The sequence below is a fragment of the Pseudolabrys sp. Root1462 genome (assembly GCF_001426945.1).
Lineage (GTDB): Bacteria > Pseudomonadota > Alphaproteobacteria > Rhizobiales > Xanthobacteraceae > Pseudolabrys.
This window is the reverse complement of record NZ_LMFS01000001.1, coordinates 980057-994367: the sequence shown is the minus strand read 5'-3', so window position 1 is coordinate 994367 and position 14311 is coordinate 980057. Positions and strand designations below refer to the sequence as shown.

The 14311-nt window shown below is 64.4% G+C and carries 13 protein-coding genes; 8 read left to right on the top strand and 5 right to left on the bottom strand.

The genetic code is table 11. From position 1 onward, the window contains the following. Positions 1–124 precede the first annotated feature (124 nt). The 4 genes from ASD45_RS04675 (at position 125) to ASD45_RS04660 (ending at position 3617) form a co-directional block, all read left to right on the top strand. Positions 125–1630 carry a hypothetical protein gene (locus ASD45_RS04675; protein ID WP_056910426.1) on the top strand — a complete coding sequence of 502 codons (1506 nt, stop codon included), beginning with the start codon at positions 125–127 and terminating at the stop codon, positions 1628–1630. Positions 1631–1789: 159 nt separating this feature from the next. Next, entirely contained in the window at positions 1790–2344 is a 555-nt protein-coding gene (locus ASD45_RS04670) for a PRC-barrel domain-containing protein (RefSeq protein ID WP_056910425.1), read from the top strand. Positions 2345–2489: 145 nt separating this feature from the next. After that, a complete protein-coding gene (locus tag ASD45_RS04665; RefSeq protein ID WP_156380710.1) occupies positions 2490–2738 on the top strand; it encodes a hypothetical protein in 249 nt (82 codons plus the stop codon). Positions 2739–2861: 123 nt separating this feature from the next. Continuing rightward, positions 2862–3617, top strand: a complete 756-nt coding sequence (locus ASD45_RS04660; RefSeq protein WP_056910423.1) for a methyltransferase domain-containing protein — start codon at positions 2862–2864, stop codon at positions 3615–3617. Between the two features lie 70 nt (positions 3618–3687). Here the strand turns inward: ASD45_RS04660 and ASD45_RS04655 are convergent, their stop codons facing one another. Next, positions 3688–4119 carry a hypothetical protein gene (locus ASD45_RS04655; protein ID WP_056910422.1) on the bottom strand — a complete coding sequence of 144 codons (432 nt, stop codon included), beginning with the start codon at positions 4117–4119 and terminating at the stop codon, positions 3688–3690. A 326-nt stretch (positions 4120–4445) separates the two neighbouring features. On the opposite strand from ASD45_RS04655, the gene ASD45_RS04650 reads away from it, so the two are divergent. The 3 genes from ASD45_RS04650 (at position 4446) to hemN (ending at position 7588) form a co-directional block, all read left to right on the top strand. Next, the gene (locus ASD45_RS04650; protein ID WP_056910421.1) at positions 4446–5876 is read left to right on the top strand and encodes a hypothetical protein; all 1431 of its coding nucleotides are present in this window, start codon (positions 4446–4448) and stop codon (positions 5874–5876) included. 168 nt (positions 5877–6044) lie between these two features. Continuing rightward, positions 6045–6266, top strand: coding sequence for a ChaB family protein (locus ASD45_RS04645; RefSeq protein WP_056910420.1), 222 nt, complete (start codon positions 6045–6047; stop codon positions 6264–6266). Further along, a complete protein-coding gene (hemN, locus tag ASD45_RS04640) occupies positions 6236–7588 on the top strand; it encodes an oxygen-independent coproporphyrinogen III oxidase (RefSeq protein ID WP_056910419.1) in 1353 nt (450 codons plus the stop codon). The genes ASD45_RS04645 and hemN overlap by 31 nt, the downstream gene beginning before the upstream one ends. 13 nt (positions 7589–7601) lie before the next feature. On the opposite strand, the gene ASD45_RS04635 is transcribed toward hemN, so the two are convergent. The 4 genes from ASD45_RS04635 to ASD45_RS04620 all read right to left on the bottom strand — a co-directional run bounded on the left by ASD45_RS04635 (position 7602) and on the right by ASD45_RS04620 (position 12515). Further along, on the bottom strand, positions 7602–7808 hold the full coding sequence (locus ASD45_RS04635; RefSeq protein WP_156380709.1) for a hypothetical protein: 207 nt from the start codon (positions 7806–7808) through the stop codon (positions 7602–7604). Between the two features lie 141 nt (positions 7809–7949). After that, positions 7950–9125, bottom strand: coding sequence for a VWA domain-containing protein (locus ASD45_RS04630; RefSeq protein ID WP_056910417.1), 1176 nt, complete (start codon positions 9123–9125; stop codon positions 7950–7952). A gap of 7 nt (positions 9126–9132) precedes the next feature. Then, positions 9133–10326: a PepSY-associated TM helix domain-containing protein gene (locus tag ASD45_RS04625; protein ID WP_056910416.1), complete on the bottom strand. Its 1194-nt coding sequence runs from the start codon at positions 10324–10326 to the stop codon at positions 9133–9135. Further along, complete coding sequence (locus tag ASD45_RS04620; protein ID WP_056910415.1) at positions 10323–12515, bottom strand: TonB-dependent siderophore receptor; 2193 nt, start codon at positions 12513–12515, stop codon at positions 10323–10325. The genes ASD45_RS04625 and ASD45_RS04620 overlap by 4 nt, the downstream gene beginning before the upstream one ends. A 417-nt stretch (positions 12516–12932) precedes the next feature. On the opposite strand from ASD45_RS04620, the gene ASD45_RS04615 reads away from it, so the two are divergent. Continuing rightward, positions 12933–14300: a hypothetical protein gene (locus ASD45_RS04615; protein ID WP_156380708.1), complete on the top strand. Its 1368-nt coding sequence runs from the start codon at positions 12933–12935 to the stop codon at positions 14298–14300. Positions 14301–14311 lie beyond the last annotated feature (11 nt).

Genomic DNA, 14311 nt, shown 5'->3' with positions numbered 1-14311 from the left:
GTCTGCCACGCCCGGACCGGCCAAAGGGGCTTGCTTATGTTCCAATCCCCAATCGTTTATAATATCTTAAGATTGGAATTATGTACGGCCGGCGCCTGCGCGGTCGTGTGGTGGAGGCGTTGTGATGGCGAAACTGTCGGACCTGTTTGGCCGTAAAATCGGCGAGCACGAGCCCGATCGCAGGTATGGCAATGCCCTGCCCGGCGAGCCCGTGACCGCCCCCTCGGCGCAACCCGTCGCCCGCCAGATCGCGCCGGAGAGCTACTCCGACATCGGTTCGCGCATCGGCGAGGAAAACGAGGCGCTGCGGCATCTCCTCAACGACGCCGGCCGCAAGATCGGCGAACTCGACGAATTGAAATCGGCGTTCGAAAAGATCGTCATCCCGTTCAACGCCACGCTGCGCGCGCTCGAGCAGGAAAAGTCGCAGACGCTCAGCCTGTCCGACATGCTGAACGAATCGCGCGCCTCCTACGACACGTTGCGCACCGAGTACTATCAGGTCGAACGCAAGGCGACCGCGCTCGAAGCCGAGGCGGAGAAGCTGCGCGAGGATCTCGAACTTGCCCGCGAGTCGAACCGCGGCCTGGAAAGCGTCCGCCTCGAACTGTCCGACAGCGTCTCGGCCCGCACCGCGCAGATCGCCGAACTCGAGCGCCAGTTGGCGCAGGAGACGGCGCAGCGCCGCGCGCTGGGCGATGCCCGCCGCACCGCGCAGGAGCACCTCGACGCCTCGGAAAAGCGTATCGTCGAACTCGAAGGCGAACTCGCCGCCGCGCGCGAGACGCTGGCGCTGCTCGAGGATGAAAAGCGCGCGCTGCAAGCCAATATCGACGCCGCGCTCAACGAGACCGCCCGCCTCACCCGCCGCCTCACCGAGAGCGAGAACACGCTGACCGCGACTCGCGCCCAGCTTGGCAAGGTCGAGGCGAGCTTTGCCGAGGCTTATGCGGAACGCGGCCGCCTGTCCGCCGCGCTCGACGAGTCCAAGGAGCAGCATCAGGCCGAACGCAACAGCCTCAATATGCGGCTCGACGCCCTGCAGTCGCGCGCCGCGACGGCCGAGCGCCTGCTTGCCGAGGCGCGCCAGAACCTGATCGCCCGTACCGAAGAGGTTCGCGCCTTCGATCGCAAGTCGGTCGAAGCCACCATCTCGCGCAACAATGCCGAAAAGCGCCTGACACAGATGGAAGCCGCGCACGAGCAGCGCGAACGGCAGGTCAAGGACCTCGACCAGACGCGCATCGCCCTGACCGAGCGTAACAACGCGCTGACCAAGGCGCTCAAGGCGCGCGAGACGGCGCTGGCCCGCGCCGATGAGAAGATCGCCGCCCTGACCGAACGCAATGGCCATCTCGAGGCCGACGTTCAGGTGTCGCGCACTAACATCGAGAAACGCGTCGAGGACCTGAACTCGGCCCTGCAGCGCGAGCGCATGGAACGCGCGGTCGTCGAAGGCGCGCTCGAAGCGGCGCGCAAGGACAATTCGCGTCTGCAAAGCGAAGTCGCCGCGCTGCGTTCCACTCTGCGCCGCGGCATGCCGCTGATCGAAGAAGCACCGGCGCCTGCTCCGGCAGCCGAAGCGCCCGCTTCGGAAAGTTCCGTGACAAGCGAAGCCGACAAGGTCTGACTCGAGTCGTTTCGCAGCGCGGCACAAATCGCCGCACCTCACAGCGCAACAATGATTGGAACGCGGGAGCTTGCTCCCGCGTTTGTCTTTTGAGTGTGTGCGCACACGCGCACGCTCCCATTTTTGCAATGCGCCCATCCACACTGAGGAGGATGACTTATGAGAAAACACACGATCATCGCTGCTGCGCTTACTGCCGCTCTTGCGACGCCGGCTTTCGCGCAATCCACCACCGCTCCCGCGACGTCCGCGGCGCCGCACGCCACCACCACCACCTCGGCGACCCCCGCCTCGGGCAATTTCCTGCAGACCCAGCCGTCGAGTGACTGGCGCGGTTCGAAGTTGATCGGCGCTTCGGTCTACGGTCCAGACAATGCCTCGATCGGCGAAATCAACGATCTCATCGTCGGAACCGACGGCAAGATCAGCGCCGTCGTTGTCGGCGTCGGCGGCTTCCTGGGCGTCGGCCAGAAGGACGTCGCCCTGCCGTTCGAGAACATCTCGGTGACGCGCAAGGCTGACTCGGCCTCGATCGACAAGATCAAGGTCAGCTACACCAAGGATCAGCTCAAGAACGCGCCGAAGTTCGCCTATTATGAGCCGGCCTCGACCTCCACGACCACCGGTTCGGGTGGCGGCATGGGCGGCACCGCTGGCGGAATGAAGTCGCCGAGCACGACCACGACCCCGCCGGCCACGGGCACTGCCAAGTAAAGGCTGCCCAGTAACGGCTGCTAAGTAACGACCGACGTGTCATTGTGGTCGTTTAATCAAGGCTTTGGATGCCCGGCTTTCGCGGCCGGGCATCTTCTTTTGCATTGCTCGCCTGTGTGACAATCCCCGGTCGAGCGCCTATATGATGAGCATGGGCAAATGGTACGTCATCGTCCCGCTTCTGGCGGTTCTCGTCGCGGCGCTCTGGTTCGCCGGCAGCGCCTGGATTGAATTCGCCGGCGACATTCCGCTGTACGGCTATTTCGCCATTATCGGCGGCGTCTTTTTCTCGTTGCTGATCGGCGGCGGCCTGATGGCGCTGGCCTTCTATTCCGACCGCGCCGGCTACGACGACATGGCGAGCGGTCAGCACGATCAGAATAACAAGTCCTGATCAGCGGGCTGCCCTGCCCTTTCCGCCAGTTTTGGAAAAGCTGTCTGCGGCAAACCCGGCTATCTCCGGAACTCGCGACCGGCTATTGAGGCGCATGTTCACGCCAACGCAGCGGGTCATGCCATGAACAAGACTCTGGTCCAGCAGCAATTCGGAAAAACCGCCGCTCATTATTTGACGTCGACGCCGCACGCGCTCGGCAAGAGCCTCGAGCGCCTGGTTACCCTCACCGCACCGCAAAAAGACTGGCGTGTCCTCGACATCGCGACCGGTGGCGGCCACGTCGCCTACACCTTTGCACCCCATGTCGCGCGGGTGTGGGCCACCGACATCACCCAGGAAATGCTCGACATGGTGAAGCTGGAGGCCGCCAAGCGCGGCCTCGCCAACATCCGCACGACCTACGCCAAGGCCGAACAGTTGCCGTTCGACGATGCCAGCTTCGATCTGGTCACCTGCCGGATCGCACCGCACCACTTCGATTCAATTCCGGAATTTCTCACCGAAGCCCATCGCGTGCTCAAGCCGGACGCGGTTCTGGCGGTGGTCGATAATGTCGTGCCGCCGGGCATCGTGGGCGATTACGTCAATGCCTTCGAGCGTTTTCGCGACCCGAGCCATCTGCGGGCCTGGACCATGGAAGAATGGCGCGCCGCGATCAAGGATGCTGGCTTCGTGCTCGGCCACGACGAACAGATCTACAAGAAGATGGAATTCAAGAGCTGGGCGCAGCGCTATGACGATACGATGAAGCGGCTGCTGCGCGCCATGCTGAGCGAGGTCACGCCGGCGGTCAAAGAAGTGCTCGAGCCGAAGGGCGAAGGCGACGACTTCACCTTCCGCCTGTGCGAAGGTCTTTTCATCGCGCGCAAACACTGACCGGGCCAAGCAAAACGCCGGCGCTCATCGAGCGCCGGCGTTTTCAGTCACGCGACAGGTCGCGCGAAAATTACATCTTTCTCTTCTTCTTCCAGTGCCGCGGCGCCGGCGCCGTCTGCGGCTCCCATTCCGGGTGCGCATCATAGGCGGCGTTGACCAGATAGCCGCCGATGATCGGAACGATGCACGAGCCGATCAGGACATGACCTTCGCGCTGAGTCAGCGGGCGGTTCACGACCACGGTGCCGATCATCGGCGAAATCGCGGTGCAGGCCAGCGTGGTGCCGACGATGGCGCCGAGCTGGGTCGGGAAGGTACCGTCCTGCCACTTCCAGTGCCAGTTGTTGATGGCGAAGTAACCGGCCGTCGTCGCCGCGCCGGTGCCGATTGCCACCGCCTTCAGGCGGTTGTCGACATGGTGACGGCCGCCCGCCTGGGCGGACTGCAGGGTCAGCGTACCGGCCGCGAGTAACGCAGCGGCCAGGGTCAAGATACGGTTCATTACGGTCTCCCGGAAAAGCGGAATTGCGGCGAAATGCGGCTCTTTGTCGTCTGCTTCGGGCCGCCGAGTCGAGGGGCAGAATGGCAGCGGTCCAAGTTTATTCACAGTGCAAATAACGCATGACGAGGCATTTCGATGCATTTTCGCCGCATCGTCGCCAAATTTTCTAACGGGCAGTAAGCCTCTGATCGATCAGCGATATTACCCGCCGATCGGGCGCCGTTAACCTCTTGTTTACCCTTGGAAATTCACAGTCTGTTAGGAATAGTAAATAAGTGATTCTGCGTCGCTTTGGCCGGGCGCATCGGCGCATAGGGGTCACCTTAATGAGCAAATTCGGGGGGCTGTTCGGCCGCAAGCCGAGCGCCATCGATCTAGTAGCGCAGCCGTCACCGACCGCTACCGAAGTGCCCGATGCCGCGCTTGAACTGGACGAGGAACTGTTCTCGGCGCTGGGCTCGCAAATCGGCGGCGACAACGAAACACTTCGCAACCTGCTGCTCGACGCCAACGCCAAGATCGGCGAACTCGACACGATCAAGGCCGCGGTCGGCAAGCTGGTCGATCCGGTCAGCAAGACCCTGCGCGCGCTGGAAGCGGAGAAGTCGGAGAAGGTCAGCCTTCAGACCATTCTCAACAACACGCGCACCGCCTACGGGAAGCTGCGCAACGAGGTCGCCGACCTCGAGAAGAAACTGCAAAACTCCGAGCAGGACGCCAGCGCGCTGCGTCAGGAACTGGCGACGACGCAGAACGTGCTGCGCACGGTCGAAGCGACCAAAGCAGAAATCGCCATCGATGTCGCGGCGCGGCGCGCGCAGATCGCCGATCTGGAAGGCCGACTGGCGCATGAATCCGGCGAAAACGCCGTGCTGCGCGACGAGAATCGCCGGCTCGACGAGCGCGCCACCACGCTCGGAAAACGGATCGTTTCGCTCGAGGCCGACATCAACGCCGCGCGCCAGCGCCTGATGATGGCGGATGACGAAAAGCGCACGCAGCAGGCGCTGCTCGACAAGATGAGCGCCGACGCGGCGCGTCTGGCGCGCAAGCTGTCGGAGACCGAACAGGCGCTCAATGCGGCGCAAAGCCGGCTGCGCCAGGTCGAAGGCAACTTCACCGAACTCAACGGCGAGCGCGGCCGCCTCGCCGCTGCCCTCGACGAGATGCAGGAGCGTCACAACCACGAGCTCACCAGCCAGCGCATGCGTCACGAGGCGCTGCAGGCCCGCACCGCGGTGACCGACAGTCTTCTGGTCGAAGCCCGCGAACATCTGCAGAAGCGCGCCGAGGAACTGCGCGATCTCGACCGCCGCTTCACCGACTCGATCAGCGAGCGCGACGGCCTGCAGTCGCGTCTGGCCGAAATGGAAGCCGAGCGGCTGCGCCGCGAAAGCGAGTTCAAGGACGCAGAGCAGCTCCGCGCCACGCTCATCGAGCGCAGCGGCGCCCTCACCCGCGCCTACACGGCCAAGGAAGCCGCGCTCGGCCGCGCCGAGGACGTCATCGCCGCGCTCAAGGTCCAGGTCGACACCATCAACAAGGAACGTTCGACCGACAAGCAGCTCGCCGAGCAGGCGATCGAGGAACTCAGCGCTGCGCTCCAGCGCGAAAAACTCGATCGTGCCGTGGTCGAGGGCGCGCTGGAAACCGCCCGCAAGGACTTCGCCCGCGTCATGCGCGAGGTGATGAGCCTGCAGCGGGCACAGCAGGCCACCGAGGAACCCGCCGAGATCAAGGCCGCCAACGCCGCCTGATCTGCTCGCTCTCCCTCTGCCTTCCAGCGCCGGGCCCTCGCCCGGCGTTTTTCTTTTGTCGGAAACCGAACTTACGGCTCCCGAGTTGATTTAGCGCAAGGAGGCCAGATGAGCCCCCGCTAACCTCTCTTCGTCCTGGTGGCGAAGGGCCGTTCGAAAGTTTGCGTCATGCCATATTCGGCCAATCGAGATCTGCCCGACAGCGTCCGCACCCATCTTCCGGACCACGCCCAGGACATCTACCGCGAGGCGTTCAACCACGCCTACGCCGCTCATGCCGGCGAAGGCGACCGTGAACGTCGCTCGCACATGATCGCCTGGGCGGCGGTCAAGCACAGTTACGGGAAGGAAGGCGAACAATGGGTCCCGCGTCAGGAAGCGGCAAGGTAACCGGCGCGCTGGCGCTCGCCGAACGCAATGTGCCGCGTTACACGTCCTACCCGTCGGCGCCGCACTTCACTTCTGCCGTTACCCCTGACGTCTATCGTGCATGGCTCGACGCCCTGCCGCAAAGCTCGCGGATCTCGCTCTACATCCACGTGCCGTTCTGCACTGAGCTGTGCCACTACTGCGGCTGCAACACGCGCGCGGTGCGCCGCCGCGGCCCGGTCGATGCCTACGCCGAACAACTCATCGCCGAAATCAAACTGCTGGAATCGCTGAACGGCGCTCGCTTGACCCATCTGCATTGGGGCGGCGGCACGCCGTCGATTCTCGGCCCGCACTGGTTCGAGACTATCGCCGCGCAACTCGCCTCGCAGTTCGACTTGAGCGAACTCAAGGAGCACGCCATCGAACTCGACCCGCGCCGCATCGACCGGCCGCTGGTCGCGACGCTTAAGGCGATCGGCGTCAACCGCGCCAGCCTCGGTCTGCAGGATGCGTCACCGCACGTGCAACGCGCCATCGGCCGCATCCAGCCGTTCGAGGACAGCGAACGCGTCGCCGGCTGGCTGCGCGACGCCGGCATCGCGAATCTCAACCTCGACCTAATGTACGGCCTGCCGACGCAGACCGCCGCCGACGTGGCGCGCAGCGCCGAACTGGCCTGCTCGCTCAAGCCGCAGCGGTTGGCGCTGTTCGGCTATGCGCATGTGCCGTGGTTCAAGACGCATCAGCGCCTGATCGACACCGCCGCGCTGCCGGGTGCCGGCGAGCGCCTCGAACAGGCCGCGGTCGCCGCCGAGGTGTTTGCCAGCTTTGGCTATCAGGCCATCGGGCTCGACCATTTCGCGCTGCCGAAGGACGAACTCAGCATTGCCGCGCGCGAAGGCCGGCTGCACCGCAATTTCCAGGGCTACACCAGCGACGATGCCGACACGCTGATCGGCGTCGGCGCTTCCTCGATCGGCAAGCTGCCGCAGGGCTTCGTGCAGAATGCACCGGACACCGCCGGCTATGCCCGCCACATCGCCGCCGGCCGGTTTGCTACCGTCAAGGGCCTCGCGCTGACCGAGGACGACAAGCTGCGCGCCACGATCATCGAGCGCCTGATGTGCGATCTGGCGCTCGACCTCGACCGCTTCGGCGGCCCGGCGGCCTTTGTTTCCGAGTACGAGGAACTCAAGACGCTGGCCGCCCAAGGTCTCATCACCATCGACGGCGCCCGCATCACGGTGACGACCGGCGGACGGCCCTATGTCCGCATCGTCGCGTCGGTGTTCGACAGCTATCTGGCGGCAGCGCAGAAACGGCATTCGGTCGCCGTCTGACCGCCCGGCGGCCCTAGGCCGGTTTCTTCGACGCAGCGTCGGGGAGATTCTGGCACGGCTCCGCCGGCACATCGGTGATGTCGCAGGCTTCGTTGCGCTCGCACTGCCCGCAATTGGCTGCGATGAACGCCAGCACGGAGCCTTCGCGCGGCCACGCCGCCGAGCTCACGACCGGCGGCGGCACCGGAGTTGAGCCGCTCACACCTGCCACGGGGACCATCGGATTTACCTTTGCGCCTGATTCGTCATTCGGCATGCCGGCAAAATACGTGACTCCGGCAAGGCTGCATTGATCGAGCGCAATGGAGCGGGACACCACTCGCGCGGCGTGCCCACCGTTAATGTTTGTAAATTCGCGACCTTACCGCACCAGTTCCCGCATCGCGCGGTCCAGCCCATCGAGCGTCAGCGGATACATCCGTCCGCCCATCAACTGGCGCATCATGCCGATGGAATGGGTGAAGGCCCATTCGTTCTCCGGGATCGGGTTGAGCCAGACGGCCGAGGGATAGTTGCGCAACACGCGGTCCATCCACACGACGCCGGCTTCCTCGTTGTGATGCTCCACCGAACCACCGGCGGCCGTGATCTCGTATGGCGACATCGACGCATCGCCGACGAAGATCGCCTTGTAGTCGTGCGGATAAGTGTGCAGCACGTCGAAGGTCGGCGTCGTCGCCTGGAAGCGGCGCTGGTTCTCCTTCCACACCTTCTCATAGAGGCAGTTGTGGAAGTAGAAATGCTCCATGTGCTTGAACTCGGTCCGCGCCGCCGAGAACAGTTCTTCCGTCGCCTTGATGTGCCAGTCCATCGAGCCGCCGATGTCGAAGAACAGCAGCACCTTCACCGCATTGTGCCGCTCGGGCCGCATGTGGATGTCGAGATAGCCCTTGTGCGCGGTGCCCTGGATGGTGCCGTCGAGGTCAAGCTCGTCGGCCGAACCGGTGCGCGCGAACTTGCGCAGCCGGCGCAGCGCCACCTTGATGTTGCGGGCGCCGAGTTCGACCTGGTCGTCGAGATCCTTGAACTCGCGCTTGTCCCACACCTTCACGGCGCGGCGATGCGTACTCTCGCCGCCGATGCGGATGCCTTCCGGATTGTAGCCGCCATTGCCGAACGGCGACGTGCCGCCGGTGCCGATCCATTTCGAGCCGCCCTGGTGGCGACCCTTCTGTTCGGCGAGGCGCTGCTTCAAGGTCTCGAGCAGTTTGTCGAGACCGCCGAGCGCCTGGATCTGCTTCTTCTCTTCCTCGGTGAGGAACTTGTCGGCGAGCTTCTTCAGCCACTCGGCCGGAATGTCGGCCTCGAGCGCCGCATCGCTCAGGAATTCCAGGCCCTTGAAGGTGTGGCCGAACACGCGATCGAACTTGTCGATGTTGCGCTCGTCCTTCACCAGCGTGGCGCGGGCCAGGTAATAGAAGTCGTCGACGCGTCGCGACGCGAGGTCGGCGTCGAGCGCCTCCATCAGCGTGAGGTATTCACGCAGGGTCACCGGCACGCCGGCGGCTTTGAGGTCGTTGAAGAAACCGATGAACATGCGCCTCTTATAGCACGGGCGCCGGCCTCGTGCTGCGCAGGTGAGCCCTGGCGCGGCGCCGCCGCGACCACATCAGAACGCCGGTACCCGACAGCGCCGCGACGACGAGGCCGGCGACGCAGATAACGACGCGCCCCGGCGTGCCGAGCAGCCGGCCGCTGTGCAGCGGGAATTGGGCGTCCAGAACGATGTTGCCGACGCGGCCTGAGCCATGGACGTGTTCTTCGACCAGCGCGCCGGTTGCGGCGCTGTAGACGAGCCCGTTGATGCCCATGCCCTCGCCGCGGTCCAGCAGGCTGCGCTGGAAACTGACGAAATAGGTGCCGGCTGCGAGGTCATGATAGATCGCGCCGGGCCGTCCCCAGTCCAGCCGTTCGGCATCGCGATCCGCCAGCGCCAGCACCGCAGCAAAGCCCAGCGGCTTGGCATCCGCCGGCGCCTTGGGCGGCACCGGCTCCCGGTCGACCGGCAGCAGGAACGAGACCACCGGCCGAAACACTTCCTTCTCCAGATTGAGCGCAACGCCGCTCATCGCCAGGATCGCCAGCAGCAGCCACAGCCAAAGCCCGCCGGCGCGGTGCAGATCGAGCATGAAGCGGCCGCCGCTGGTGCCGCGCTGGATGCGAAAGCCATTGGCCCAGCGCGATAGAAACGGCCGCCGCGTCGGAAATGTCAGGCCGATGGCGACGAAGCAATCGGCGAACCACAACAGCGCGATCAGCCCCATCACCCACACGCCGACGCGCTCCGGCAGATAGAGCGTGTAATGCAGCGTATGCAGGAACGGCATCAGGTTCTTGCGCTCGAAGCAGCAGGCGCCCCAAAAGCGCTTGCCGAGGATGGCGCCGCTCGATGGATCGAGTGCGAGCTGGTTGTAGTTGAGGTCGTAAGGCGCCTTGGTCGCCGGATCCGTGCGCGGCGCAACGAACACGCCGATCGGCTCCCCCGGCCCCGGATTGACCGACATCCACACCACTTGCGCCCGCGGGTCGGCGGCCTCGACCTTCGCCGCCAGCACGGCCGGCGGCAACGCCGGCGCCGCGCCGCGCACGCTGAACAATTCCGGATTGAGCGCGGCATCGAGCTCAGGCCAGAACGCGATCAGGCTTCCCGTGACACCCGATACGAACAGAAACGCCGCCAGAAACAGGCCCGTGACGCGGTGGACCCGCACCAGGGCCGAGCGAACCGACGCGTTCATCGCGACAGCGCCGTGTCGGACCGCGAAGACAGCGCGCCGAACTTGTAGGTGAGGGTCGCCAGCACCGTGCGTCCCGAACCGAAGAAGCAATCACCGCGCGCCAGACAGGCGGTGAAGTAGGTCTTGTCGGTCAAGTTCGTGCCGTTGATCTGGAAGCGCCAGTTCTTGTTCTCCCACGACGCCATCGCGTCGAACAGCGTATAGCCGGGCGTCTGAATGGTGTCGGTGCCGTCCCACACCGCACCGATGTAGCGAACGCCGCCGCCGAGCGAGAAGCCGTCGATGCCGAGCAGCGCGAAGCGGTACTTGGCCCATAGCGAAGCCTGATGCTGCGGCACCGTCTCGATGTGCTTGCCGGCATTGTCGCCCTCCTCGACCCTGGCGTCGAGATAGGTGTAGGCGCCGATCAGGTCGACATCGCGCGCGACAGTCGCCAGCACCTCGAGTTCGGCGCCGCGGATGCGCGCCTTGCCGATCTGCGTATAGCCAAGGTTCGAGGTGCTGTCCCAGGTCTTGCGGTTCTTCTGCGTGATGTCGAACAGCGCGCCATTGACGACGAGATCCTTGGACTGACTGTACTTGAAGCCGACTTCGTACTGTTCGCCATAGACCGGCTTGCAGAGTCCACTCGAAGTGTCGAGGCAGCGGTCGTTGCCGTAAGGCGCCGAGCCGAACTGCGGATCGAATGACTGCGCATAGGACACGTAGGGCGTGATGCCGTGCGGCAGTTCGTACATCAAACCGGCCCGGCCGCTCCAGGCGCGGTCGGTCTGCGGTTCCAGCCCCTGGATGTCGCTGGTCGCGGTGTCGTGGCGAAGCCCGAACACGCCGATGAGGTCGCCCCAGCGCATTTGGTCCTGCGCGTAAAAGCCGGCCTGCCGTTGCGTCAGTCCCGGAGTCGGCGTCATCGTCGGCGCCGCGATCGAATTGTAGGTCGGCGCGTAGAGATCGAACGGCGTCGCATCGACATAGCCACCGGTCTGGCCGCTCTCGTTCATGCGGCGGAAATCGAAGCCGACAAGCAGCTTGTGCGCCAGCGGCCCACTGGAGAATTTCAGCTCGGCATTGCTGTCGGAGGTGAAGGTCTTGCGGTGCGCATCCCACCAGTCGACATAGCGCGACACCGTGCGCTGCGCCGGATCGAGATAAGACCAGGGATAGACGTAGGCCGTATGATAGGCGCCGTCGATGTCCGAGTAGCGCATGTTGTGCGACACCTTGAACGCGTCGCTGAAGCGGTGTTCGAACAGGCTGGCGAGCGACAGCGTCTCGGTCTGATAGAGATCGGTCGCCGGATCGCCGGCGAAGCGATTGATCGGAATCTGTCCGTTCGGGTTGGAAAAGATCGTGCCGGAATGCGGCGGGAACGGGTTCGACGAGCCCGTCTTGTCCTTCTGGTAGGTGGCGATCATCGTCCAGTTGGTCTGGTTGGTCGGCCGCCAGGTGATCGCCGGCATCACGACGACGCGGTCATCCTTGACGTAATCGGTCTGGTAATCGCTGTCGCGGCCGATGCCGACGATGCGATAGAGCCACTGCCCGTCCGCGGTGAGCTTGCCGGTGTGGTCGGTCTGGATCTGCTTGCGATTGAAGCTGCCATACTGCACGCCGACTTCGTGCAGTTCCTTCTCCTGCGGCCTCTTGCTGACGAGATTGAGCAGGCCGGCCGTGGTCGTGCTGCCGTACAGCACCGACGACGGACCGCGCAGCACCTCCATGCGCTCGAGCATGTAGGGATCGAGCCGCTGCGAATTCCACCACGAGTTCGTGATGCGCATGCCGTCGAGATAGGTATCGGCGCTCATGCCGCGGATCTGGAAGGAATCGACACGCGAGTCCGGGCCGTAGCTGTCGGCCATCACGCCGGGCGTATAGCGCAGCGCCTGCTGCACATTGGTGGCGCCCTGGTCCTTCATCTGGTCGGCGGTGACGACGCTGACTGACTGCGGCGTTTCCTTCAGCGGCGTGTCGGTCTTGGTGCCGGTGGCGCCGCGTTGCGCGACGTAGCCCTCGACCGGACCATAGGGCGACTCAGTCTTGCCTTCGACGGTGAGGGTCTGCAGTTGCACCGCCGCTTCCTGGGCACCGGCGCGCGAAACAGCCGCCACAGGCAGCGAGATCCCGGCAACGCCGGCCATCAACGCCGCCGCGATACGGCGACGCACGTCGCCCTTGTTACTGTTCGCCATTCACGCCCCCAGCGCATGTATTGATGCGCCGAAACTCAATTGCCGACGCCGTTCTTTGCGATGGGGACTGTTAAGGCGCCGCGCCGGAATTAAAATCGCGAATTCTATTTAGCCGGATACTGTGGATTCTTGTTTTGAATACTTACAGTTCTAGCCATAATTGTTTGTCGCCCGGCCTCAACGCGGTACCAAATTCTTTGGAATTGGAATGAAGTGAGGCTTCTTAACCTGCGACAATCTGCCGCAGGTGTCGCGTGGCGCGGACGTCCGGTTTCTGCCTCCGGTCCAGCCTTGCTCGCTGCGGCCGAACCACCCGCCGGCAGCCTTGACCCGGCCACAACTCTCCCTGATGAGTGGCCGCGTTTTCAGGATGTGCCGAGCCCCAGCCGGGCTTCGAGTTGGCCGGAACGCCATAAAATGACGATGACCCGCACCCAGGCGCACTGGGCGCTTGCCGTTGCGCTTTCGACCCTGCTTCTGGTCGCCCCGGCGCTCTGGAACGGCTTTCCTCTGCTCGAATACGACACCGGCGGCTTTCTGGCGCGCTGGTACGAAGGCACGCTGCTGATCAACCGGCCGCTGATCTACGGTCTGCTGCTGATGATCAATGTGCCGCTGGCGTTCTGGCCGGTTCTGGTGATCCAGTCCTGGTTGACGATCTGGGTGCTGGCGGTGGCGCTGCGCACCCACGGCTATGGCGACGGCCCGCTCCTGCTGCTCGGTCTGATCGCCGCGCTGTCGGTTCTGACCACGCTGCCATGGATCACCGCCATCCTGTTGACCGACATCTACAGCGGACTGGCGGTCCTCGCCTTCTATATGCTGCTGGCACGCGCCGAGTTGCTGACGCGCGGCGAGCGCTACGGTTTCATCGCGCTGATCGCCTGCGCCTGCGCCAGCCACAGCGCGACCTTGGCGGTGATGATCCTGCTTTCCGCCGCCTCGCTGGTCCTGACCTTGTTCGATCGCAAGCGGCTGCCGCGTCTGCGCGTCGCGCAAGGCGTGCTTGCCATCGCGCTCGGCGCCGTCATCATCCTCGCCACCGATTTCATCCTGGTGCAGCGCCTCGCCTGGACGCCCGGCGGCTTCTCCATGTATTTCGGCCGCATGCTTCAGGCCGGCATTGTGCCGAAATATCTCGACAAGCATTGTCCCGATCCGACCATCAAGCTTTGCGCCATCAAGAACCGGCTGCCCGACAATGCCGACGACTGGTTCTGGGCGGACAAGGATTTCGACAAGCTGGGCCGCTTCGCCGGCATGAGCGCCGAGATGGAGCGGGTGGCGCTCGGCAGCGTCGCGGAGTTTCCGCTCGACGTCATCAAGACGACGATCGAAGCGACGGCCGCGCAACTCGTCGCCGTGCGCACCGGCGAAGGCGTCGTGAACTGGATCTGGCACACCTATTTCATCGTCAAGGACTGGGCGCCGCAGTTGCAGGCGACGATGTGGGCGGCCAGGCAGCAGAAGGGCGAGATTTCGTTCACCGCGATCAACGCCGTCCACTATCCGGTCGCACTGATCTCGATGGCGTTTCTGCCGTTCATCGTCTTCATGGGCTGGACCGGGCGGCTGCCGCGCGAGTTCGGCGACCTCGCTTTGGTCTGCATCCTTGCGCTGCTGGCCAATGCTTTCGTCTGCGGCGGGCTGGCCAACCCGCATGACCGTTACGGCGCGCGCCTCGTCTGGCTGGCGGTTTTCACCGTGGGGCTCGCCCTGGTCCGGCTCTACGAACAGCGCAGCGCCGCCAGCACCGCGACCACCCGCGACATTCTGGCGACCTGACCGCCTGATCC

Excerpts from the sequence above, each read along its gene's own strand:
- ASD45_RS04675 (WP_056910426.1), top strand. The coding sequence starts at position 125 with ATGGCGAAACTGTCGGACCTGTTTGGCCGTAAAATCGGCGAGCACGAG.
- ASD45_RS04670 (WP_056910425.1), top strand. The coding sequence starts at position 1,790 with ATGAGAAAACACACGATCATCGCTGCTGCGCTTACTGCCGCTCTTGCG.
- ASD45_RS04665 (WP_156380710.1), top strand. The coding sequence starts at position 2,490 with ATGAGCATGGGCAAATGGTACGTCATCGTCCCGCTTCTGGCGGTTCTC.
- ASD45_RS04660 (WP_056910423.1), top strand. The coding sequence starts at position 2,862 with ATGAACAAGACTCTGGTCCAGCAGCAATTCGGAAAAACCGCCGCTCAT.
- ASD45_RS04655 (WP_056910422.1), bottom strand. The coding sequence starts at position 4,119 with ATGAACCGTATCTTGACCCTGGCCGCTGCGTTACTCGCGGCCGGTACG.
- ASD45_RS04650 (WP_056910421.1), top strand. The coding sequence starts at position 4,446 with ATGAGCAAATTCGGGGGGCTGTTCGGCCGCAAGCCGAGCGCCATCGAT.
- ASD45_RS04645 (WP_056910420.1), top strand. The coding sequence starts at position 6,045 with ATGCCATATTCGGCCAATCGAGATCTGCCCGACAGCGTCCGCACCCAT.
- hemN (WP_056910419.1), top strand. The coding sequence starts at position 6,236 with ATGGGTCCCGCGTCAGGAAGCGGCAAGGTAACCGGCGCGCTGGCGCTC.
- ASD45_RS04635 (WP_156380709.1), bottom strand. The coding sequence starts at position 7,808 with ATGGTCCCCGTGGCAGGTGTGAGCGGCTCAACTCCGGTGCCGCCGCCG.
- ASD45_RS04630 (WP_056910417.1), bottom strand. The coding sequence starts at position 9,125 with ATGTTCATCGGTTTCTTCAACGACCTCAAAGCCGCCGGCGTGCCGGTG.
- ASD45_RS04625 (WP_056910416.1), bottom strand. The coding sequence starts at position 10,326 with ATGAACGCGTCGGTTCGCTCGGCCCTGGTGCGGGTCCACCGCGTCACG.
- ASD45_RS04620 (WP_056910415.1), bottom strand. The coding sequence starts at position 12,515 with ATGGCGAACAGTAACAAGGGCGACGTGCGTCGCCGTATCGCGGCGGCG.
- ASD45_RS04615 (WP_156380708.1), top strand. The coding sequence starts at position 12,933 with ATGACGATGACCCGCACCCAGGCGCACTGGGCGCTTGCCGTTGCGCTT.